Consider the following 22,898-nt stretch of genomic DNA (forward strand, 5'->3'; position numbering starts at 1 on the left):
ACGGAATCGATGAAATAAATGCGTCCGGAATCGAATCGAGACTTTCTATCGGGTTCCCAGATAGTATCGAATGTCGATACTGATCGCGACATCAATCGGATCCAACAGGCAGCGCGCTGTTTTATGCCACGTACCGGTGTAGCAAGGCGGCAACAGCACGGTCAAGATGACGGCGAACTATATAGAACCGTTTCGACGGCACGACAGCGGGGCGGCGCTGCCGACACTCCCACATCTCACCTCGATGACGTGGCGACACGGTCTGTTCGTCCACTGGCCGATCAGTCCCGACGCGCTCCGGCCGCGGATTCCGGACCCGCTCACGCTCGAGACGTGGGAGGGGGACGCCTGGATCAGCGTGCTCCCGTTCGTGCTGGTCAACGTCGGGGTGCGGGGCTCGCCGTCGACGACCAGAATCGCCGTTCCCGAGCTGAACGTGCGGACATACGTTCGGTACCGAGACGACCCCGGGCTCTTCTTCTTCAGTATCGACGTCGGCAATCCGCTCGTTGCGGCCGCAGTCGGGCAAACACGCCTTCCCGTCTACTACGCGCAGATGCACGTTAGCGGCAGCGAATCCGGGATTTCGTTCTCGAGCCGTCGGACTAACGTCAACCCCGCGACCGCGGGGGAACCGGCCCGTGAGTCGGGCTGGTTTTCCGCAACGTACCGGCCCGACGGCGACGTATTCAGGCCCGAACCGGACACGCTCGAGTACTGGCTGACGGAACGGCGACGGTTTTACGCACCGGCGAACGGCAACACCCTGACGGCCGAAGTGTCCCACGAGCCGTGGCCGCTACAGCCGGCCGAGGTGACGATTCACGAGAACACGATGTTCGAGGCCGACGGGCTTCCGGTGCCGACGGAGTCGGCGATCGCGTACTACTGCGACGAACTTCCGATGACAGGATCGATACCGCGCCGGCTATAAACCGACCGCCAGGTTTCGGATCGAGCCATCGATCGGGAACGATCGTCAAATTTACTTCGGACCGTAGTTAACTTTTACCACAGTCTACACATGCCATCACTACTGACTGGCGACGCCGCCGACGAGCGCAACTCGTTCGTCTACGTCGTGGCGGCGTTGGCCGCACTCAACGGGCTTCTGTTCGGATTCGACACCGGGGTTATCTCCGGTGCGATGTTGTACATCCGGGAGACGTTCGAACTGGCGACGGTCCTCGGGATTTCGCTGAACCCGTCGCTCATCGAGGGAGTGATCGTCAGCGGCGCGATGATCGGCGCGATCCTCGGCGCCGCGTTCGGGGGACGACTAGCCGACCGACTCGGGCGCCGCCGACTCATTCTCGTCGGCGCCGTGGTCTTCTTCGTCGGCTCGCTCATCATGGCGATCGCCCCGACCGTCGAGATCCTTATCCTCGGGCGCATCATCGACGGGATCGGCGTCGGCTTCGCTTCCGTCGTCGGGCCGCTGTATATCTCCGAGATTTCCCCGCCGAAGATCCGCGGCTCGCTGGTCTCGCTGAACCAACTCACCGTGACGACCGGCATCCTCATCGCCTACGTCGTCAACTACGCGTTCTCGGCGGGCGGCGACTGGCGCTGGATGCTCGGCCTCGGCATGCTCCCCGCAGCAGTTCTGTTCATCGGGATGCTCTTCATGCCCGCAAGCCCCCGCTGGCTCTACGAACAGGGCCGCGAGGCCGACGCCCGTGAGGTGCTGGCTCGCACCCGCGTCGACCACCAGATCGAAGACGAACTCCGCGAGATCAAAGAGACCATCCGCACCGAGTCGGGTACGCTTCGCGACCTGCTGCAGCCGTGGGTTCGGCCGATGCTGATCGTCGGCGTCGGCCTGGCCGTGTTCCAGCAGGTAACCGGCATCAACACGGTCATGTACTACGCGCCGACCATCCTCGAGTCGACCGGCTTCGAGGACACCGCGTCGATCCTCGCGACGGTCGGCATCGGCGTCGTCAACGTCGCACTGACCGTCGTCGCGGTCCTGCTGATCGACCGCACCGGCCGGCGGCCGCTCCTGTTGACGGGGCTGGGCGGCATGACCGTGATGCTCGGCGTCCTCGGCGCCGCCTTCTACCTCCCCGGCCTCTCGGGGGCTATCGGCTGGATCGCGACCGGGAGCCTGATGCTGTACGTCGCCTTCTTCGCGATCGGGCTCGGGCCGGTGTTCTGGCTGATGATCTCCGAGATCTACCCGATGGAGTTCCGCGGGACCGCGATGGGCGTCGTCACGGTCTTAAACTGGGCCGCGAACCTGCTCGTCTCGCTGACCTTCCTGCGGCTGATCGACGTCTTCGGCCAGTCCGGAACCTTCTGGCTGTACGGTGCGCTGTCGCTAGCTGCGCTGGTGTTCTGTTACCGGCTGGTCCCCGAGACGAAGGGTCGCTCGCTCGAGGAGATCGAGGCCGACCTGCGCGAGACGGCGCTGGGTACCGACGCCGGGCGTGATTCCACGGCAGCGGTCGAGGGCGACGATTAACGGCGAAAACTGAGTCCCTATTTTTCGGTGTCGCTCGAGATGTTCACTGCGAGTAGCGATTCCGAGAGCGGCCCTACCGCTGGCTCGTGTCGATCATGCCGAACGCGTAGCCGTCGTCGGCGTCGCTCGCGTTCTCGTAGACGACGCGGGCCGCCGCAACGTCCTGGATCGCGAGCCCGGTCGAGTCGAAGACGGTGACGCCCGTTTCGTCCGTACGACCGTCCTTGGCGCCGACGACGAGTTCGCCGATCTCCGCGTAGATGTCCTCGTCGGTCAGCACGCCCTCGCTGTAGGGGACGTTGATTTCGCCGGAGTGGGTACACTGCTCGTGATCGTCGATGACGATCCGGGCAGCCTGCAGCAGGTCGTCCGCGAGTTCGTGTTTGCCCGCGGCGTCGGCGCCGATCGCATTGATGTGCGTGTGCTCGCCGACGTCGTCCGGTCCCACGATCGGGTCTCGTACGGGAGTGACCGTCGAGAGGACGTCGCAGTGACCGGCCTCCGAAATCGAACCGCCGCGGACATCGAACCGGTCCTCGTAGGTTTCGACGAACCGCTGAACCCGTTCTTCGTCCTGATCGGCGACGACGACCTCCTCGATCTGCCGGACCTCGCTGATCGCCTCGAGTTGCGTGTACGACTGGACGCCGGCCCCGACGAGACCGAGGCTCGAGGCGTCCTCGACCGCGAGGTAGTCGGTGGCGACGGCCGCGGCGGCGCCGGTGCGTTTCATCGTCAGCGCGGTGCCGTCCATGATCGACAGCGGGGCGGCGGTCTCGGGATCGGAGTAGATCATCGTTCCCAGCACGGTCGGCAGGTCGTGCTCGGCGGGATTGTCGGGGTGGACGTTGACCCACTTGACGCCGGCGGCGTCCCAGTCGCCGGTGTCGAGGTAAGCGGGCATCGAGCGGAAGTCGCCGTTGTACTGGGGCAGTTCGATGTAGGACTTGGCGGGCATCTGCGTGTCGCCGCGTTCGAAGGCGCCGAAGGCCTCCTCGACGGCGTCGATGACGGCGGCCAGTTGCGCGTGCTCGTCGACGGCGTCGCTGTCTAAGAGAAGCGTATTCATACTGGCAAATATCGCGGGAAGCTACTTAGGCGTCGTGAATCGACGGCGACGGACAGCAGATACGCGGCTCGAACGGGGATCGATCCGATCGGACTCGAGAACGGGACGAGATGGGTACGAGGAGGACGGATCGGGAGCTACGACGAGTGTCGGAACGAACGGCGAAACGGCAAGAGATGGGCCGACTCGATGGCGATGCGAGCGGTAGCGTGGACGGCCTCCCGCTCCGTATCACTCGGTGAATCGTTCCTCGAGTCGATCGTCGGCGAGTGAGCGGTTCGGAGAACCCGAACGGCGCCGTTCACTGCGAGCGCCGAGGGCGCTCGCAGGCCGACGAGCGACCGGAGCGCGGCGCCATGCGCCGCGCGGCGGGAGCGAGGAGTGCTTTTGGTCCAGGTTTTACCGAGCGAACGAGCGAGCGGCGTGAGCGAGTGAGCGCAGCGTAAAAGCTGGGCTTACATCATGCCGCCCATGCCGCCGCCCATACCGCCCATGCCGCCCATGCCGCCGCCGGGGCCGCCGGGCATCTCCTCGTCGTCGTCGTTGTCCTCGACGGCGAGGTCGCCAGCGGCGATGACGTCGTCGATGCGCAGCAGCATGACGGCGGCTTCGGTGGCGGACTCGATGGCCTGGGTCTTCACGCGCAGCGGTTCGTAGACGCCTTCCTCGGCCATGTCGATGGTGTCGCCGGTGTAGGCGTCCAGGCCGGCGGACTCGTTGCCGCCGTCGTGGTCCGCGCGAAGCTCCACGAGGGAGTCGATGGGGTCCAGCCCCGCGTTCTCGGCCAGCGTGCGCGGGATGACCTCGAGCGCGTCCGCGAAGGCCTCGACGGCCAGCTGTTCGCGGCCGCCGACGGAGTCGGCGTAGTCACGCAGCGCGAGCGAGAGGTTGACTTCGGGTGCGCCGCCGCCCGCGAGGACCTTGCCGTCCTCGAGGGTGGTGCGGACGACGCCCAGCGAGTCCTCGATGGCGCGGTCGATCTCGTCGATGACGTGCTCGGTGCCGCCGCGGAGGATGAGGGTGACGGACTTGGCCTCGTCGACGTCCTCGACGAAGATGCGCTGGTCGCCGGCGATCTCCTTCTGGGCGACGGAGCCGGCGAAGCCGAGGTCGTCCTCGCTCAGGTCGTCGACGCTGGTGACGGGCGTGGCGCCGGTCGCGCGAGCCAGCTGGGTCTGGTCGCTGGACTTGACGCGGCGGACGGCGATGATGCCCTCCTGGGCGAGGTAGTGCTGGGCCATGTCGTCGATGCCGCCGTCGACGAAGACGACGTCGGCGCCGACTGCGGCGATGCCCTCGGCCATCTCCTTGAGCTGCTGTTCCTCCTGCTCGAGGAACTGCTCGAGCTGGTCGGGGTCGGTGACGTTGACCTCGGCGTCGATCTCGGTCTCCTTGATCTCGAGGTCGCCGTCGATGATCGCGACGTTGGCGTCCTCGGCGAAGTAGGGCATGCTGTCGGAGACGCGCTCCTTGTCGACGATGACGCCCTCGACGAGCTCGGAGTTCTCGACGGAGCCGCCGACGACCTTCTCGACTTTGATGTTGTCGGTGTCGACGCCGTCCTCGTCGGCGACGGACTGGACGGCCTCGACGACGAGGTCGGCCAGCAGGTCGCGGGCGTTTTCGGCGCCCTTGCCGGTCATCGCCGTGGCGGCGATCTGGTGGAGGATCTCGTCGTCGTCCTCGTCGACGTCGATGGCGATCTCCTCGAGGGCCTCGGTGGCTTCCTCGGCGGCCTGGCGGTACCCCTGCGCGAGGGTGGTCGCGTGGATGTCCTGCTCGAGGAGTTCCTCGGCCTGGCTGAGGAGTTCACCGGCGACGACGACGGCGCTGGTGGTGCCGTCGCCGACCTCGTCCTCCTGGGTCTCCGCGACTTCGACGATCATGTCGGCCGCGGGGTGGTCGATGTCCATCTCCGAGAGGAGGGTGACGCCGTCGTTCGTGACGACGACGTTGCCCGTCGAGTCGACGAGCATCTTGTCCATCCCCTTCGGACCCAGCGTGGTCCGGACGGACTCGGCTACGGCCTTCCCGGCCTGGATGTTCATCGACTGAGCGTCTTTCCCGGAGGTCCGCTGGCTGTCCTCCGAGAGGACGATAAGGGGCTGGTTGCCCATCTGCTGTTGTGCCATAGTCGTCCGAAGGATTGATTGTGATTCTATATAAACCTTTTGCACCAGCCGGCTTCGAATCGCCAGACGTGGCGCGATCGGTGTGTGACAGCGGACCAGCCCATCATTTATGATGGCTGCCGTTGTGCGAGGTCGGCAGGCTGCCGACCGTCGTTCGCAACCGGCCGTCGAGTACCGTCCACGCAGGATACGAACCGCTATACGGACGGGGTGTGCCAGGTGAGTCGGTAGTAGTCACCGTCGTCCCAGAGGTACAGTCCGTAGCCGAACATCCACTGGTCGGCCGCCTCGTCCTCCGCTGTCTCTCGGAGCAGATTGAGATACCGACTGAGTTCGTCGTACCGTTCCTCATCGTCGGCTCTGGCGGCGAACAGTCTGCCGTCGTTCGCATGGAGTTTCTCGAGTAGTTGCGGAAGAACGCGGGGCAACTCGTCTGCAGTGAGCGCGTTGCGGTCGAGCGCGTACTCGGTGAACGACTCGGGGTCGTCCGCGATCCGCTCGGCGGTAAGTCGCACGTGTTCGACCCGTGCCGTCCGTTCGTCGCCCGCCGTCAGTTCGACGTAGTCCCCCTCGACCTCGAGGTACCGCTGCGTGACGCCGTCGAGGAGCATCGAGTTCGCCTCGTGCTCGGGATCGTGATAGCCGACGACGACCGAATCGCTGAAGAAAATCAACCCCTCCGTCTCCTCGGAGAAACTGAACGCCTCGTGGAGCCGCCACTGGTCGGCCGGTGGGAGGTCCGCGAACGACAGCACCGCGTCCTCGTCGTCGGGAGAAACATCGTCGGGGAGGTTGTTGATCCGCGATACCTCGTACTCGGGCCCAGTGATCCGGCCGGCGGCTAGCACTGTCTCGTCGATTCGGTAGATCTCGCCGCCGGCTCGGTGATACACCGGGTCGTGCCGGCGGGAATCGACCACCTCGAGGTCGATCGGCTCGAGTTCGGCCTGTTCGCCGTCACGGAGGCGATAGATCAGCTCGGAAAGGTACGGGGAGGGAACGAGATCGTCATCGGTCACCGTCGCCCGATCGGTGACGTCCTCGGCGATCGCGTCGACCTCGACGGGTTCGAGCGCGATTTCGATTTCGTCGGGGTCGGGGTCGAGTCTGTCTGCACAGCCGGCGAGCGATGCGAGGACGCCAGCGGGGACGCCGGTCAGTAGTGCGCGGCGGCGCATATCCCCGATTCATGTAAGTAGTATAAACTCTTTGTGTACGACGACCGTTCGGACGCGAGAATAGTGATCGACAGCGGTTCGACACTGACCCGGTCAGGACCGAAGCAGCTCCGACAAGCGGCGATAGCAGCAAAACCGGGTCGGCGATCAGGACTGCCCGCCGGGGAACCGGTGGTACTCCATCCCCTGGTGTTTCATCTCGTTGTGTCGCTCCTCGAGGAACGAGTAGACGGCCCCGTGTGGTGCGCCGTCGAGCAGCATCTCGGCGGCGCTGCGGACGGCGTCGACCTGTTCGGGCGTGCCGATGATGCCCAGCGTCGAGCCGTAGATGACGACGTCGGCGCCGGTGAGTTCCTCCATCAGTTCGCGGGTGCGGCCCTCCTCGCCGATGAGCCGGCCCTTCTGGCGCTTCATGTCGTTTTTGTTGCGCGACGCGGCGTCGATGTCGACGACGTCGAACAGCATCATCTCGTCCTCGAGGAGCCGCATCGCGTCCTCGGGGGCGAAGCCGCGACCGATCGCGCGGACGATCTCGGGGCCCTTGAGCCCGAGCACGGGATCGCCGACGGTTTCGACGGCGACGGAGCCGTTCTCCGAGTCGATGTCGAGTCGCACCTCGGCCTCGGCCTCGATTTCGCGCATCGTCTCGCCACCCTCGCCGATGAGAACGCCGATTCGGTCCTGCGGAATCTTCACGTGTTGCATACGGTACGGTACTGGCTGGTCGAGGTTAAGACCTTGGTCCGGACGCTACGGGATGCTCCGGCGGTGACGCGGTGTGACGACACGCGACACACGGCCGGCGGTTACGCCTCGTCTTCGCCGCCGACCTCGTCCTCGAGGACCGACCGGAACCGCACCGATTCCGAGAGCGTGTCGACGATCGCGACGGTGCGGTGCTCGTCGGGGATCGTCGGGAAGTGGCCGCCGGGGTTGAGTACGGTCGTCCGGCCGTTCTCGGTCAGGTCGCGCTCGTGGTGGTGGCCGTAGCAGACGAAGTCGTACGCCTCGGCCACCGCGAGCGCCTCGACTTCCTCCTTGGACTCGCCGTGGAGCACGGCGAAGGAGAGCCCGTCGAACTCGAGGCTCGCGAACCGGCCGTGGAGTTCGCTCTCCGAGCCGAGGTCGTCGAACGCCGCGTGGAGGCCCGCGATCTCGCCGTCGTTGTTCCCGAGGACGCCGTGGACCTCGAACGCCTCGAGGGCTGGCAGCAGCGGCGGGGCGACGAAATCGCCGCAGTGGACGACGATTTCGACGCCTTCCTCCGCGAAGATCGCTGCCGCTCGTTCGGCCGCCGCGACGTTGTCGTGGGTGTCGGAGATGATGCCGACGTTCATACGCGACAGCGCGCGGGCGAACCACTAATTCGTTCGGGAGTCGCGGCTCGAGGACGAGCGCGGTCGCGGACGGACCTGAGCGGTCGTCCGCCGACCGCTCAGTACTGCGGCGACGGCACCCCGGCCCGCTCGAGCGCCTGCCGACGTTCCGTATCGGTGAGTCGGTAGGGCTCGAGTACCGATTCCAGGTCGCCCAGTTCCGACCGGCGCTGGTGGTGGTCCTCGAGGAAGTCGGTGATGCGCTCGATCGCGAGTTCCTTCAGGTCGCCGCTGAGCAACGCTCCCGAGCGATACCGCTCGGCGATATCGGCGAGCGCGTCGTCGTCCGGTTCGAAGAAGAACCGGAGGTACTGGAAGGGGACGTCGACGGTCGGATCGCCGCCCTGCTCGCGGTGCTCCTCGAGCGTCGATCGGCCGCCGGTGTAGGCGTGGTTCCGGATCGTCTCGGCGACCGTCTCGGGATCGTCGGTGAGTTCGATCGACGGGGCGTCGCCGGAGGAACTCAGCTTCCCCGGCCCCTCGAGGCTCGGGAGGAATCGCCCGAGCAGGGCGCCCGGCTTCGCTACGGGCAGGGCCTCCTTGGCCGCTACGTCGCGACAGATCCGGACGTGAGGATCCTGATCGACGGCGATGGGAACCAGCGTCGGCTGGCGGCCGTCGACGAGTTGCGGCAGCAGGAGGTGGGTCGCCTGCACGGCGGGGTAGAACTGCAGGCCGACGGTGTCCTGCTCGCCGTAGACGGCCTCGACGGTCGCGGGCGTGAGGTGCTTCGCGAGGCGAACCGCGATCGGGTATATCACGTCCGCGTCGGCGGTGTCGACCACGATCCGCGTCCGCTCGGGATCGAAACCGACTGCGAGGATATCCCGGAGGTTGTCGCGGGTATGCGTCCCGATCGATTCGAACGACTGCTCCTTCGCGAGGAACTTCTCGTCGTCCGAGAGCGGAACGTAGACCGTCGCACCCGTCGCTTGCTGGAAGCGCTTCGCGAGGTACAGCGGGAAGACGTGCCCGAGGTGCATCGGTCCCGACGGGCCGCGGCCAGTGACGATCGCGTGCGGCTCGCCGGATTCGGCGGCCTCGAGGTAGCGATCGACGTCCCGGCCAGCGTAGAACGTTCGGCGACGGAGCATCGGCTGATCGGGGAAGCGGGCGATCTGGTCGTCCGTGAGGGGGTCGGCGCCGAAGCGCTCGAGGAGTTTGTCGTAGCCGATCTCGCCCTCGACGGCGTAGGGGGTGACGGTGAACTCACCGTCGGCCCGTTCGGCTCCGTCGGCGCGTGCGGCGGACTGGTTCGAAGTCGGTTCGGCGTCGTTCGGTGTGTCGTCGGCGTCGTCGGACATTCGTCTCGAGAGAGGGGACTGCAGCGGCTGGCGAACGGTACGGACCGAAACGAACGGAGGGAGCGGTCGCCGCCGCAGTCGACGGGTTAGGCCGCGTCGCCCGCCGCGCCGATACTGTCCGCTCTCGAGGGGGCCAGCCAGCGCCACCGCCACTCGAGAGCGGCCGTCATCACTCGTCAGTTCGAACGGGATCTAATTGAACGTTGCGCCGGTAGCGGACGGGTACGGCGTCGTCCGGACCAGTCCGATCGGGAGGACCAGTCCGATCGGGAAAATAGGACAACGTAAAAACATTTCAGCAGATACATTACTCCGCTCCGGAAGAGGCCGCGTATGGCCGAGGGAGAGACTCCGGAACTCGAGCGGCGTCGACTATTGACAGCGTTGAGCGCCGTCGGGACGGCGGCGCTGGCCGGTTGCTCGAGCGAGGAGACCGAAGCGGACGAACCGAACGAGAACGAAACGGACGAGCAGGACGGCACCGAGTCGGAACAGGACGAAACCGGCGACGGTGCCGAGGAGACGACGAGTCTCCGACTCCTCCACGACACGCACTTCCACGGGAAGTTAGGCGATTCCGAAGAAGCCCTGAACGTCGCGAACTACTTCGGCCTGATCGAGAGTCTGCACGACGACGCGGACAACGCCGTCGCGGTCGGCAACGGCGACGATCTGCACATGTCCGTCGAGTCCTCCGTCTTCGACGGCGAGCACATCGCGTCGGTTCTCAACGAGAGCCCGATTTCGTACAACACGATCGGCAACCACGAGTTCGACGCCGGGCCCGAGAGCCTGCGCGAGAACATCGCCGCCAGCGAATTTACCTGGGTCACCGCGAACGTCCTCGAGGCCGGCACCGACGACGCCTTCGCCAGCGAGGCGGGCGCGACCCGATATGCGATCGAGGAAATCGGCGGCGTGCAGGTCGGCTTTACCGGCTTCGCACCCGCGGATACGCCCGACGTAACCTCGGTCGGCGACGACGTGGACGTCCTCGAGCCGACCGCTGCCGCCGAGGAGGTCGTCGCCGACCTGCGGGACGAGGGCGCCGACGTGATCGTCGTGCTCTCCCACATCGCCAGCCCCGCAGCCAGAGAACTCGCCGCCGCGGTCGACGGCATCGACGTCATCGTCGGCGACCACGCCGCGTACGTCGCGGACGAGGCCGAGGAGGTCGACGACACGATCCTCTCGTTCGTGGGCGACGAGTTCGACTACGTCGGTCAACTCGACCTCGAGGTCGCGGACGGCGACGTCACCGACTACGCGTTCGAGCGCCACGACCTCGCGGCGCTCGTGGAGGACGGCGAGGTCGAACCTCACGGGGAGATCGAATCGCTGCTAACCGACTACGAGTCGCAACTCGAGGCGGAACTCGACGAAGTGATCGGCGAGACGGCGGTCGATCTGGACACACGACGGGAAACGGTCCGACAGGGGGAATCGAATTTCGGCAACTGGCTGACCGACCTGATTCGCGAGGACGTCGACGCCGACGTCGCGATCCAAAACGGTGGCGGCATCCGGAGCGACCAGCTGTACGAGGCCGGCGAGATCACCCGCGGAATGATCGTCGACATCCTGCCGTTCCCGAACTACACGACGAAGCTCGAGGTCTCCGGCGAGGAACTGAAAGCGGCGATCGAGCACGGCGTCGGTGCGGTCGAGGAGGGGCACGGCCGCTTCCCGCAGGTCAGCGGCCTGTCGTTCGCCTACGATCCCGACGCCGAGCCGGGCGAGCGCGTGCAGGAACTGACGGTCGGCGGCGAGCCCGTCGACCTCGAGGCGACCTACGAACTCGGGACCAACGACTTCGTCGCGGGCGGCGGCGACGGCTACGAGATGTTCGCGGAAGCAGACGTACTCGTGCCGTCGGACGAAGGGACGCTGCTATCGGCGCTCGCGACTCAGACGATCGAGGACGAAGGAACGATCGCACCGGAAACAGCGGGGCGGATCGAGACGGTCTGAGGCGGTCGGTTCTGCCGGTAGTGACTGCCGTCGTCAGTCTCGAGACGGATCCGGTTCCGGACTCGTGACGAACTCCAGCAGGTCGTCGGGATCGGTCTCGAGTCCCTGCCGGGAGAAGAAGCTCGCGACGTTCTTGCAGTCCCGTTCCAGGAAGTCGCGGCTGTTGGGGTGGTGGACCGTAACGGCCTGCCCGAGGTCGATCACCACGAGTTGGCCCTCGTCGAAGACGACGTTGTACTCGCTCAGGTCGCCGTGGATCAGGCCGGCCGAGTAGAGCCGGCGCATGTACTCGCGCATGACCTCGTAGGCGGTCTCGGGGTTCTCGATATGGACCTCGCCGAGTCGCTTCGCGCGGCCCTCGGCGTTGCCGATGTACTCCATGACGAGGACGTTGCGCTCGGACGCGATCGGTTCGGGGACGCGGACGCCGGCCTTCTTCGCGCGGCGGAGGTTCGCCAGTTCCTTCTTGGTCCACGCGAGGACGACGTCTTTCTTCTTGCCGCCCAGGCCCTCGAACCGGGGGTCGCCCTCGAGGTAGTCGCGCATCTGCCGGAAGTTCGAGGCGTTGATCCGGTAGATCTTCACCGCGACCTCGCGGTCGTCGCCCAGCGCGTGGTAGACGTTCGCCTCCTTGCCGGTCGAGAGCGGGCCGCCGAAGGCCTCGACGTAGCCGTCCTGGACGAGCTTGTACAGCGCCGCGAAGGTGGCGTCGTCGAACACCGACTGCTCGACCTTGAACTGGTCGGCGTCCTTGATGCGCTCCTGAAACTGGTTGAACTCGCGGTCGCGCTTGCGGGCGATCCTGTCGGCCTCCGTATCGGAGACGTCGATCTCCTCCCACTCGTCGCCCGGCGTCTCCGCTTCCTCGAGGTCGACCAGTCCGTACTCCGTGTCCGATCCCTGTCCCATCTACCGGGGTGTAGGAGTCGCGACGGGTAAAGTGCTGGGTCCCGACGCCGACGCGCCGTTACCGGACCGATTGTGGTTCACGTGAACACGTCGAATACCGAGACGAGAATGGCGCTACTTTTGTAATCGCTGTCGCAAGCACGGGTACAGAGTAGCATGGGATTAGATTTCACACCGAAGACATACGACGAAATTCCAGCGGACAAGCGGCCGTCTCTGGGAGAAGCGCTCGTTCCGATCGCCGCGATGTTGCTGTTCCTCTCGGTCGGAATGATCTACCTCGAGATGGACCCCCAGATGCCGCTGCTGTGGGGGATCGCCTTCGCGGGGCTGTTCGGCCGGTACTACTTCGGCTACGACTGGGAGCAACTCTACGACGGGATCGGCCGGAGCATCCTGATGGGGCTGCAGGCCATCCTCATCCTGTTCGTCATCTACATGCTGATCGCGTCCTGGATCGACTCCGGGACGATCCCGTCGCTGATGTACTACGGGCTCGAGTTCCTCTCGCCGCAGATTTTCCTCCCCTTCACGATCATCATCTCGGCGGTCGTCGCCTTCGCGATCGGCTCCTCGTGGACGACGGCCGGGACGCTCGGCGTCGCGATGATCGGCATCGGGAGCGGCCTGGGGATTCCGGAGCCGATGACGGCCGGTGCCGTCCTTTCCGGTGCGTACACCGGTGACAAGAACTCGCCGCTCTCCGACACCACGAACCTCGCCGCCGCAGTGACGAACACGGACCTGATGGACCACATTCGGGCGATGCGCCCCGGTACCGCGATCGCCTTTGGGATCTCGCTGGTCCTATTCGTCCTGCTGGGGCTGAACGCGAGCGGGACGATTCCCGCCGACCGCATCGCCGAGATTCAGGGCGGGCTCTCGAGTAGCTACGCCGTCTCGCCGTTTACGTTCCTCCCGCTCGTGTTGACGTTCGCGCTCGCGTTTTACGGCCTCCCCGCGCTGCCGTCGCTCGGCGCCGGAATCTTCGCCGGCGTCGCGGTCAGCACCGTCGTCCAGGGGACGGGCTTCGCCGCCGCCTGGAGTGCCGTCCACTACGGGACCGAACCCGAGACGGGCGTCGACCTCACGAACGAACTGCTCGCGAGCGGCGGGCTCGAGGGCTCGATATGGGTCGTCTCCATCGTCGTCGCGGCGCTGGCGCTGGGCGGCATTTTGCAGGAAACCGGCGTGCTGGCGTCCATCGCGTACCACATCGGGCGGGCCATCAGCAGCGTCGCCGGTCTGACCGCCGGGACGGCCGTCGGGACCATCGCGATGAACTTCTTCTCGGCGGAACAGTACATGGCGATCGTCGTTCCCGGAATGACCCTCCAGAATCTGTACGACGAGTACGACCTCGAGAGTCGGAACCTCTCGCGGGCGGTCGAGGCCGCCGGGACGACGACCTCGGCGTTCGTGCCGTGGGGCTCCGGCGGAGTCTTCATGGCCTCGGCGCTCGGCGTGCCGGTGATCGAGTACGCACCCTACTACTTCTTCGGCATCCTCTCGCCGCTGGTGCTGATCGCGATGGGCGCGACGGGCTGGGGAATCTTCTACAAGGACAGCCCCGAACGGGACGCCCCGGTGGGAGCCGCATCGACGCCTGCCGAAGACTGACCGACGGGACGACACGCGTCTCACGTCGGCGCGGACTTTTCCCCGCTCGCGACGTACTGCGTGCATGATCGACCAGCGCGAACGCGAACGACGACTGCCGGAGGAGCGCCGATGACGGAGTACGACGTCATCCTCGAGTGGCCGGACGGCCGAACCGAAACGATCGACGCACCGGAAAACGAGTCGGTCCTCGACGCAGCCCAGCGGGCCGGCGTCCGGTTGCCGTACGACTGCCGGAAAGGGACCTGTATCACCTGCGTCGGTCGGTTGCTCGAGGTCGACGGCGACGACGCCGGAGACAACGAGGCGACGGACGAGGATTCCGACGCGGACGGCGCGGTCGGCTCCCCCAATCCCGCCGACGCGTTCGCGTACCGACGGTCGCCCGCGGCGCTTACCGAGCGCGAGCAAACCGACGGCTACGTCCTGCTGTGTATCGCCCAGCCGCGGGCCGATTGCCGCCTCGAGGTCGGTCCCCAGATCCGCGCACAGGTCGGCGACAGTCCCTGGGCGTAGTTCTCGCGGCGGCCCTCGGTCCTTCTCGGTCCCGACGGACCACCCCGGACAGACTTATCTACTGCTTCGTGGTCGGTACTAGTATGAGTGACGCTAGCACACCCGGCGACGCGGAACCGGAGCCGGAACACGACCACGAGCACCACCACGACCACGAGGGGCCCGGCTACGCGACGCCCCAGGCCGCCATCGAGGAGGGAGAGCGGGAGAAACTCGCCTACGTGATGAGCCTCTACGTCGGCACGGACGTCGACGCTTCGGACTTCGTCGCGGTCGTCGACCTCGATCCCGAGTCCGAGACGTACTGCGAGATCGTCGACCGGATCGAACTGCCCAACCGCGGCGACGAACTCCACCACTTCGGGTGGAACGCCTGCTCGTCGTCGTGTCACATGGAGGGCCTCGAGCGCCGGCACCTGATCGTGCCCGGCCAGCGCTCCTCGCGGATCCACGTGATCGACGCGGCGGACCGACGAAACCCGGAACTCGAGACGGTCATCGAACCCGAGGAGGTCTTCGAGTACGACCTCTCGGCGCCCCACACCGTCCACTGCATCCCGGACGGCGAGATCCTCATCAGCATGCTCGGGGACGCCGACGGCGACCTGCCGGGCGGGTTCCTCGAGCTGAACGACGACTTCGAGATCGAGGGACGGTGGGAGCCGCCGGGCGAGATCGAGATGAACTACGACTACTGGTACCAGCCCCGCCAGAACGTGATGGTCTCGAGCGAGTGGGCCGCGCCCAAAACCTACTACCCGGGCTTCGACCTCGAGGACGTCGAGGAGGGCAACTACGGCCACCAGCTTCACTTCTGGGACTGGGAGGACGGCACCGTCGAGCAGACGATCGACCTCGGCGAAGAAGGACTGATCCCGCTCGAAGTCCGGTTCCTCCACACGCCGGAATCGACCCACGGGTTCGTCGGGGCCGCGCTGTCGTCGAACATCTTCCACTTCTGGCGCGATCAAACGGGCGAGTACCGCGCCGAAAAGGTCATCGACTTCGAGGATCGCGAGCACCCCGACTGGGACATGCCCGTGCCCGCACTGCCGACGGACATCCTGATCTCGATGGACGACCGCTACCTGTTCGGCTCGAACTGGCTCCACGGCGACGTCTGGATGTACGACATCTCGGACCCGGCGAACCCGCGGCGGGCTGACTCGCTGTCGGTCGGCGGCACCTTCGGCGACGTGCAGGAGGTCCAGGGCCGGGAACTGTCCGCCGGACCGCAGATGATCCAGCTTTCGCTGGACGGCGAACGGCTCTACTGGACGACCTCGCTGTTCTCCTCGTGGGACGAGCAGTTCTACCCCGAGGAGGGCGAGCGGGGTTCGGTGATGCTGAAAGCCGACGTCGACCCCCGAAAGGGGACGATGGAACTCGACGAGGACTTCCTCGTCGACTGGGGCGAGTGTCCCGACGGGCCGGCTCGCGCCCACGAGATCCGGTGGCCGGACGGCGACTGCACGAGCGACGTCTGGCAGTGAGCGGATGGGCGACGAGACGCGGCGCCACGACGTCACCCTCGAGTGGCCCGACGCCGACCGCGAGCGGCGGACGATCCGGATCGGCGAGGACGAGACGGTCCTCGAGGCCGCCGAGCGCGCCGACATCGCCCTGCCGTTCGGCTGTCGGACCGGCGCCTGCGGCACCTGTACGGGGCGGTTGCTCTCGAGCAACGGTAACGGAGACGCCGACGAGGGGACGCCCGACGTCGCCGACGCCTTCGCGTACCGGCGGCCGCCGCGGGCGCTGAAGGAGCGCCACCGCGACACCGGCTACGTGCTGCTGTGTATCGCCGCGCCGCGGACCGACTGTCGAGTCGCCGTCGGCTCGAGCGTCCACGCCGAACTGGTGGAGAATCCCTGGAAGTAGCGAAACGACGGACCGACGGCGGCGTCGGCCGCTCGGTCTCGAGTCGTCACGCGACGGGCAGCGTGAACGAGAACGTCGAGCCCTCGCCGGGTTCGGAGTCGACCCAGATCTCGCCGCCGTGGCGCTCGACGATCCGCTCGCACAGCGCCAGGCCGATTCCCGTCCCGTCGTACTCCTCGCGGCTGTGCAGTCGATCGAAGACGGTGAAGACGCGATCCTGGTTCTCCGGTGCGATGCCGATCCCGTTATCCTCGACCGAGAGCACCCACTCGTCGCCGCGCCGGTCGGCGCTGACGTGTACTCGGGGTGGCTCGTCGCCGCTGTAGGTGAGCGCGTTCGAGAGCAGGTTCTGGAACACCTGCCGGAGCTGGCTCGCGTCGCCCTCGACGCGGGGCAACTGCTCCGTCACGATTTCGGCGTCGGTCTCCTCGATCCGGAACTGGAGGTCCTCGAGGGCGTCCTCGAGGACCGCGTTCAGATCGATCGGTTCGAAGGGATCGCCCTGCGTTTCGATCCGCGAGTACTCGAGCAGGGCGTCGATCATCTCGCGCATGCGCTCGGCGCCGTCGACCGCGAACTCGAGGAACTCCCGGCCGTCCGCGTCGAGTTCGTCGTCGTACCGCTTCTCGAGCAGTTGGAGGTAACTCGTGACCATCCGCAGGGGCTCTTGCAGGTCGTGGGAGGCGGCGTAGGCGAACTGTTCGAGGCGTTCGTTCGACTCCTCGAGTTTGCGCTGGTTCTCCCGCCGATCGGTGACGTCGGTGATGGTGACGACGCCGCGGACGACGTCGCCGGCGGCGTCTCGAATCGGCATCCCTTCGGCGCTGATGATCCGGCGTTCGCCGTCGGCCGCTTCGATCTCGAACACGTCCGGGTCCCGTACCTCTTCGCCCTCGAGCACGCGGGCCAGCGTCCACTCGTCGGGTTCGACCGGCTCGCCCGAGTCCGCCCACACCGCCGGGTATCGCTCGTATTCCGCGACGGACTCGGCCTCGAACAGCCGTCCGCCCCAGATCTCTTTCGCCGTCTCGTTGACCTCGACGATGCGACCGTCCGATTCGGCAACGATGACGCCGACAGGGAGCACTTCGAACAGCGTCTCGAGTTGGTCCGTGTACCGCTCGAGTCGGAGTTGCGCACGTTTGCGCTCCGTGATGTCGGTGACTGCGCCGGGGAAGCTGACCGGCCTACCCGCCTCATCGCACTCGGCGCGACCGCGAGCGACGACCCAGCGAATCTCGCCGTCGGCGTTCGTCACGCGGAACTCGGCCTCGGCCTCGCCGCCGGTTTCGACGGCCCGCTCGATTTCGGCCTCGACCCGGTCGCGATCGGCCTCGTGGATGGCGTCGAGGTACCGGTCGAGCGAGACGCCCTCCCGCGCCGCCGCCGGATCGATCCCGAACGTGCGGGCGAACGTGGCGTCGGTGGCGACCGTATCGGTCTCGATATCCCACTCCCAGGTGCCGACCGCACCGGCCTCGGTGGCGGCCTCGAGTTGCGACTTGGCGTCCGCGAGGTAGCGCTCGCGCTCCTTGCGCTCGGTGATGTCCTGGGCCATCGTCATGCCGGCGAAAACGTCGCCGCGTTCGTCGGTGATGGGGACCGCCCAGAGGCTCCACTCCCGACCCGCGTACTCGAGTTCGATCGAGCGCTCCTCGCCGTTCAGCGCGGCCTCGAACGCCGGTCGGAGCGCGTCGGCGGTCTCGTCGTCCCAGACGTCTCTGAAGTGGTTCCCCTCGAGGTCGTCGGGATCGACGGGAATGTCGTCGAACGCCCGGCCGGCCGCCAGTTCGTACCGCAGATCGTGATCGAACAGCGCGACGATCCCGTTCGGGAAGTACTCCGTGAGCGTCCGGTAGCGCTGCTCGGACCGCTCGAGCGCTCGTTGAGTTTCGACCCGCTCGGTGATGTTCTGGGACATGCCCAGCGCGGCGAAGATCTCTCCCTCGTCGTCTCGAACCGGAACGAAGTGGAATCTGTAGATTTCGTCGTCGACCGCGCTCTCGAACGCCGAGATTTCGCCGTCGAGGGCGGCCTCGTACCCGGGGATGACGACGTCACCTATCTCCTGCGGCAGCGCGTCTCGAAGCGGCGCTCCCTCGAGGTCCGCGCGGGTGACGTCCGCGTCCCCCTCCGGCGTCCCGCCGAAGGTGACGTACCGGAGATCCTCGTCGACGAGGGCGACGGCGCCGTTCGGGAAGTGCTCGACCAGCGTCCGGTAGCGCCGCTGGAACTCCTCGAGCGCCCGTTCGCGCTCCTTGCGATCGGAGATGTCGCGGAAGTAGACCGACAGGCCGGTCTCCGAGGGGTACGCGCGCACTTCGAACCAGGCGTCGAGGGGTTCGGGGTAGTACTCCTCGAACGAGACCGGCTCTTGCTCGTACATCGCGCGCTCGTACTCGGGTTTGAACCGTCGCTCGGCCGCGTCGGGAAACTCGTCCCAGATATTCGCACCGATCAGCGCCCGTCCGTCGGGGGCGATCAGTTCGCGAGCGTGCTCGTTGAGATACGTGAATCGCCACTCCTCGTCGAGCGCGAAAACGGCGTCCGAGATGCGGCCGTAGATCTCGTCGAGGTCGACCCCGTCCATCGACGACGCAGGCTCCATTCTACCGTAATCAGACGAGCGACGGATAAAACGTCACCGGGACCGTGGGACATCCAGTCACGGGCGACTCGAGCGGCGAAAGTGGCGGGAGTGGAGAGGGTGAAGAGAACTCGAATCGGCGCTAAAGGCGTTCGATCGGACCATCTCCACCCCCATTCAGTAACGTTAACCGAAACGAGCGGCTACCCACCGACGATCAATGTCCCTCGCCGACGAGGACTCCGACAACCCGTACCTCCGGGATCCGCCGACCGACTTCGCGCCGCTCGAGGACCTCTCGGCGGACGAGGCCCGCGAGCGGGTCGAGCTACTCCGGGAGGCGATCCGCGAGCACGACCGCCGGTACTACGTCGAGAACGACCCGATCATCGCCGACCGCGCCTACGACGCGCTCTTTACGCGGCTGCAGGCCCTCGAGGATGAGTTCGACCTCTCCCACCCCGACAGTCCCACCCGCAGCGTCGGCGGCGAGCCGATCGAGGAGTTCGACACCGTCGAGCACGTCGCGCCGATGCTCTCGATCGACAACAGCGGCGAGGCCGACGACGTCCGGGAGTTCGACGACCGGGTGCGCCGCGAGGTCGGGGACGTCGACTACGTCTGCGAACCGAAGTTCGACGGCGTCTCGATGGAGTTCGTCTACGAGGACGGCCGCCTCGAGCGCGCGGTCACCCGCGGGGACGGCCGCGAGGGCGACGACGTCACCCGAAACGCCCGCACCATCGGCTCCGTGCCGCAGAAGCTCCACGGCGACTACCCCGACCGGCTCGCGGTCCGAGGCGAGGTCTACATGCCCAAGGACGCCTTCCAGGCGTACAACCGCGAGCGCATCGAGCGCGGCGAGGAGCCGTTCGCCAACCCCCGGAACGCCACCGCGGGGACGATCCGCCAACTCGATCCCTCGATCGTCGCGGAGCGGCCCCTCGACGTCTTCTTCTTCGACGTGCTCGAGGCCTCTGACCTCGAGGACAGCCACCGCGACGAACTCGAGCGGTTCCCCGACTGGGGCCTGCGGGTCAACGACCGCGTCGAAGTAGTGGCCGACATCGACGAGGCCATCGACTACCGCGACCGCATGCTCGAGGTGCGGGACGACCTGAACTACGAGATCGACGGCGTCGTCATCAAGGTCGACGACCGCGACGCCCGCGAAGAGTTGGGCCGCACGGCCCGGCACGACCGCTACGCCTACGCCTACAAGTTCCCCGCCCGCGCGGAGGTGACGCCGATCGCCGACGTCGCGGTCCAGATCGGCCGCACCGGCCGCGTGACCCCCGTCGCCCTGCTCGAGCCGGTCGACGTCGGCGGCGTCACGGTCTCGCGGGCGAGCCTGCACAACCCCGAGGAGATCGAGGAGAAGAACGTCAACGTCGGCGACACGGTCCGCGTCCAGCGCGCGGGGGACGTCATCCCCTACGTCGCGGAGGTCGTCGAGAAGGAAACGGAGGGCCACTACGAACTGCCCGATCACTGTCCCGTCTGCGGCAGCGCCATCGAGCGCGACGGGCCGATCGCCTTCTGTACCGGCGGGCTGGCCTGCGACGCCCAACTCCGGCGGTCGATCCAGTACTACGCCAGCGACGACGGCCTCGACATCGAGGGGCTGGGCGAGAAGAGCGTCCGGCAACTGGTCGCGGCCGAGTTGTTGGAATCCGTCGCGGACCTCTACGAACTCGAGCGCGACGAACTGACGGAGCTCGAGGGCTGGGGCGAAACCAGCGCCGAGAACCTCATCGAAGAGATCGAGGCCAGCCGCGAGCCGCCGCTACCCGACTTCCTCTCGGCGCTCGGCATCCCCCACGTCGGGCCGACCACGGCCCGGGAACTCGCCCGCGAGTTCGGGACGTTCGAGGCGGTCCGCGAGGCCGCCGTCGACGACCCCGACCGCCTCGAGACGGTCGACGACGTGGGCGAGACCGTCGCCGCGCAGATCCACGAGTTCTTCACCAGCGAGGCCAACGCCGACGCCGTCAACGCCATCCTCGAGCACGTCTCGCCCCAAGAAACGGACGTCGAGACCGGCGACGAACTCGAGGGACTCACCTTCGTCTTCACGGGCTCGCTCGAGGGCGTCACGCGCGGCGAAGCTCAGGAGACGGTCGAGGCCCACGGCGCGAACGCCACGAGCAGCGTCTCCGGCAACACGGACTACCTCGTCGTCGGCGAGAATCCCGGACAGACGAAGCGCGACGACGCCGAGGCCAACGACGTCCCGATCGTCGACGAGAACGAGTTCCGCGAGTTGCTCGCAGAGAGGGGCGTCGACCCGGACCGCGAGTAGGATCGCCGGCCCGCGTTCGCGTGCCGATCGGTACGCCGCGGCCCGACCATCCCGAGTGAACTCGATCGTCAGCGAACGACGAACGACGGGCGCCGACCGCCCTTCTGCCACCGGTGCGGCTCGAGCGAGGGCCCACACGAATCGAAACCGATCAGAGTCGTTCCAAACAGCACCGACAGTAGCTGAACTCGGAATCGTTCGTCGCCCCGCAGTGATCGCACGTCAGGCGAGCCGTCGTCTCCGTCCGCTGTCGGGCGGACGCGCTCGAGTCGGCGTCATCCGCTTCGGTGCCGCGGTTTCGCTCCCCGGACGTCCGCTTGCGCTGGCGCTCGAGGCCGTCTCGAAAAATCTGCAGGAGAACCGGAATACAGGCCCCTAACGCAGCGAGCAAGAGGATACCGACGACAGTTACGTAGAGCTCCTCGAGCGGGACCACACGCGATCTACGTTCGACGGTCGGTTAGCTTCTGTGGTACTGGTTGTCACAACCGATTGTTCCGCCGGACCCTCGCCAGTCCACTCGCCATCACGCCCGCGATCGAAACGCTGCTGCAACCGACCGCACCGCCTCGAGCCCCTGCACCTCGCCCTCCTGTTCGGGCAGCGTGACGACCTCGAGGTCGGGGAAGGTCTCCCGAATCTCGCGGACCCGCTCTCGGTGGCGCTCGTATCGCGACCGACAGCGCGAACAATTCTCCTCGGGATCCTCGAAGACGCGATTCACGACCAGCCGGTCGACCGCCACGTCGGCTTCGCGGAGTCGCTCGACCAGCCGCTCGGATTCGGCGATGGCCATCCCCTCGGGGAGGCAGACGACCCGAAACTCGGTCCGCTCGGGATCGGTCAGGATATCGCGAGCCCGCTCGAGACGAGCGCGAAACGCCTCGAGGTCGTCCTCGCTCTCGTCGTCGCGACCGGCGAACATCGACATCGGGCCGAACATCGCCGTCCGGGCCGCGGTCCCGATCCGTCGGGCCTGTCCGCGGAGCGACTGGGTCGTCTCGAGGGCCAGTCCCATCACCTCGGGCATGTCGAACAGCCGCAGCGTGTGGCCCGTGGGCGCGGTGTCGAAGACGACGACGTCCCACTCGCCCGACTCGACGTAGTCGACGAGCAGGTCCAGTGCCGCGATCTCGTCGCTCCCCGCGGGCGCGCCGCCGGCGAAGAGCCGCTCGATCTCCGCGTCGGAGAGCCGGATGCCGGCGCTGCGGAGGTCGGCGGCGAGCGCCCGCGCCAGGGCCTCGTAGCGGTCTTTTTGAGCGTCCGGATCGATCTCGACGGCCCACAACTCTCCCTCACCGCCCTGAAGGTCGAGTTCGGTGGGGTCGGCCTCGAGGGGGACGCCCAGCGAATCCGACAGCGAGTGTGCCGGATCCGTCGACACGACGAGCGTCCGCTTCCCCGCCGTTGCCAGTCTGATCGCCGTAGCGGCCGCGCAGGTCGTCTTGCCGACGCCGCCCTTGCCGCCGTAGAGAATGCACTCCGTCATCGGATCAGCCCGTGCTCGAGTACCGGAGATCGGCACCTAAACGTCGTGTGTGACTGTGGAGAACGTGTTCGGCGACGAAACGTGTTGCAGCGTCAGG

18 protein-coding genes are annotated in these 22,898 nt (G+C 66.7%); 8 read left to right on the forward strand and 10 right to left on the reverse strand.

What is annotated here, in order from left to right; genetic code table 11:
- Positions 1-166: 166 nt before the first annotated feature.
- Complete coding sequence (locus ATJ93_RS15420) at positions 167-934, forward strand: YqjF family protein (protein ID WP_120245539.1); 768 nt, start codon at positions 167-169, stop codon at positions 932-934.
- 90 nt (positions 935-1,024) lie between these two features.
- Positions 1,025-2,467 (forward strand): sugar porter family MFS transporter, encoded by a 1,443-nt coding sequence (locus tag ATJ93_RS15425; protein WP_120245540.1) that lies wholly within the window; start codon positions 1,025-1,027, stop codon positions 2,465-2,467.
- Positions 2,468-2,540: 73 nt separating this feature from the next.
- Here ATJ93_RS15425 and ATJ93_RS15430 read toward each other — a convergent pair whose 3' ends face one another.
- The 6 genes from ATJ93_RS15430 to ATJ93_RS15455 all read right to left on the reverse strand — a co-directional run bounded on the left by ATJ93_RS15430 (position 2,541) and on the right by ATJ93_RS15455 (position 9,526).
- Positions 2,541-3,536, reverse strand: coding sequence for an ornithine cyclodeaminase family protein (locus ATJ93_RS15430; RefSeq protein ID WP_120245541.1), 996 nt, complete (start codon positions 3,534-3,536; stop codon positions 2,541-2,543).
- Positions 3,537-3,991: 455 nt separating this feature from the next.
- Entirely contained in the window at positions 3,992-5,653 is a 1,662-nt protein-coding gene (gene thsA, locus ATJ93_RS15435; protein WP_120245542.1) for a thermosome subunit alpha, read from the reverse strand.
- Positions 5,654-5,865: 212 nt separating this feature from the next.
- Positions 5,866-6,846, reverse strand: a complete 981-nt coding sequence (locus tag ATJ93_RS15440) for a hypothetical protein (protein WP_120245543.1) — start codon at positions 6,844-6,846, stop codon at positions 5,866-5,868.
- 147 nt (positions 6,847-6,993) lie between these two features.
- A complete protein-coding gene (locus ATJ93_RS15445; protein ID WP_120245544.1) occupies positions 6,994-7,551 on the reverse strand; it encodes a KH domain-containing protein in 558 nt (185 codons plus the stop codon).
- A gap of 101 nt (positions 7,552-7,652) precedes the next feature.
- Positions 7,653-8,183, reverse strand: coding sequence for a YfcE family phosphodiesterase (locus ATJ93_RS15450; RefSeq protein WP_120245545.1), 531 nt, complete (start codon positions 8,181-8,183; stop codon positions 7,653-7,655).
- 98 nt (positions 8,184-8,281) lie between these two features.
- Complete coding sequence (locus tag ATJ93_RS15455; RefSeq protein ID WP_120245546.1) at positions 8,282-9,526, reverse strand: tryptophan--tRNA ligase; 1,245 nt, start codon at positions 9,524-9,526, stop codon at positions 8,282-8,284.
- Positions 9,527-9,859: 333 nt separating this feature from the next.
- Here ATJ93_RS15455 and ATJ93_RS15460 point away from each other — a divergent pair, with 333 nt between their 5' ends.
- Positions 9,860-11,497, forward strand: coding sequence for a bifunctional metallophosphatase/5'-nucleotidase (locus ATJ93_RS15460; RefSeq protein ID WP_120245547.1), 1,638 nt, complete (start codon positions 9,860-9,862; stop codon positions 11,495-11,497).
- Positions 11,498-11,530: 33 nt separating this feature from the next.
- Here ATJ93_RS15460 and rio1 read toward each other — a convergent pair whose 3' ends face one another.
- Positions 11,531-12,406, reverse strand: coding sequence for a serine/threonine-protein kinase Rio1 (rio1, locus tag ATJ93_RS15465; RefSeq protein ID WP_120245548.1), 876 nt, complete (start codon positions 12,404-12,406; stop codon positions 11,531-11,533).
- Between the two features lie 156 nt (positions 12,407-12,562).
- Here rio1 and arcD point away from each other — a divergent pair, with 156 nt between their 5' ends.
- From arcD to ATJ93_RS15485, 4 genes are all read left to right on the forward strand, one after another.
- Complete coding sequence (arcD, locus tag ATJ93_RS15470) at positions 12,563-14,026, forward strand: arginine/ornithine antiporter ArcD (protein ID WP_120245549.1); 1,464 nt, start codon at positions 12,563-12,565, stop codon at positions 14,024-14,026.
- Positions 14,027-14,137: 111 nt separating this feature from the next.
- Positions 14,138-14,542 carry a 2Fe-2S iron-sulfur cluster-binding protein gene (locus tag ATJ93_RS15475; RefSeq protein WP_120245550.1) on the forward strand — a complete coding sequence of 135 codons (405 nt, stop codon included), beginning with the start codon at positions 14,138-14,140 and terminating at the stop codon, positions 14,540-14,542.
- A gap of 83 nt (positions 14,543-14,625) precedes the next feature.
- Positions 14,626-16,035, forward strand: coding sequence for a selenium-binding protein SBP56-related protein (locus tag ATJ93_RS15480; RefSeq protein ID WP_120245551.1), 1,410 nt, complete (start codon positions 14,626-14,628; stop codon positions 16,033-16,035).
- A gap of 4 nt (positions 16,036-16,039) precedes the next feature.
- On the forward strand, positions 16,040-16,423 hold the full coding sequence (locus ATJ93_RS15485) for a 2Fe-2S iron-sulfur cluster-binding protein (RefSeq protein ID WP_120245552.1): 384 nt from the start codon (positions 16,040-16,042) through the stop codon (positions 16,421-16,423).
- A 46-nt stretch (positions 16,424-16,469) separates the two neighbouring features.
- On the opposite strand, the gene ATJ93_RS15490 is transcribed toward ATJ93_RS15485, so the two are convergent.
- Positions 16,470-19,031, reverse strand: coding sequence for a PAS domain-containing protein (locus ATJ93_RS15490; protein WP_120245553.1), 2,562 nt, complete (start codon positions 19,029-19,031; stop codon positions 16,470-16,472).
- Positions 19,032-19,230: 199 nt separating this feature from the next.
- On the opposite strand from ATJ93_RS15490, the gene ligA reads away from it, so the two are divergent.
- On the forward strand, positions 19,231-21,312 hold the full coding sequence (gene ligA, locus ATJ93_RS15495) for an NAD-dependent DNA ligase LigA (protein ID WP_120245554.1): 2,082 nt from the start codon (positions 19,231-19,233) through the stop codon (positions 21,310-21,312).
- 151 nt (positions 21,313-21,463) lie between these two features.
- Here the strand turns inward: ligA and ATJ93_RS15500 are convergent, their stop codons facing one another.
- Together ATJ93_RS15500 and ATJ93_RS15505 are read right to left on the reverse strand one after the other, a co-directional pair.
- A complete protein-coding gene (locus tag ATJ93_RS15500; RefSeq protein WP_120245555.1) occupies positions 21,464-21,748 on the reverse strand; it encodes a DUF7577 domain-containing protein in 285 nt (94 codons plus the stop codon).
- A gap of 90 nt (positions 21,749-21,838) precedes the next feature.
- The gene (locus ATJ93_RS15505) at positions 21,839-22,801 is read right to left on the reverse strand and encodes an ArsA family ATPase (RefSeq protein WP_120245556.1); all 963 of its coding nucleotides are present in this window, start codon (positions 22,799-22,801) and stop codon (positions 21,839-21,841) included.
- Positions 22,802-22,898 lie beyond the last annotated feature (97 nt).

The organism is Halopiger aswanensis (assembly GCF_003610195.1).
GTDB classification, from domain to species: Archaea; Halobacteriota; Halobacteria; order Halobacteriales; family Natrialbaceae; genus Halopiger; species Halopiger aswanensis.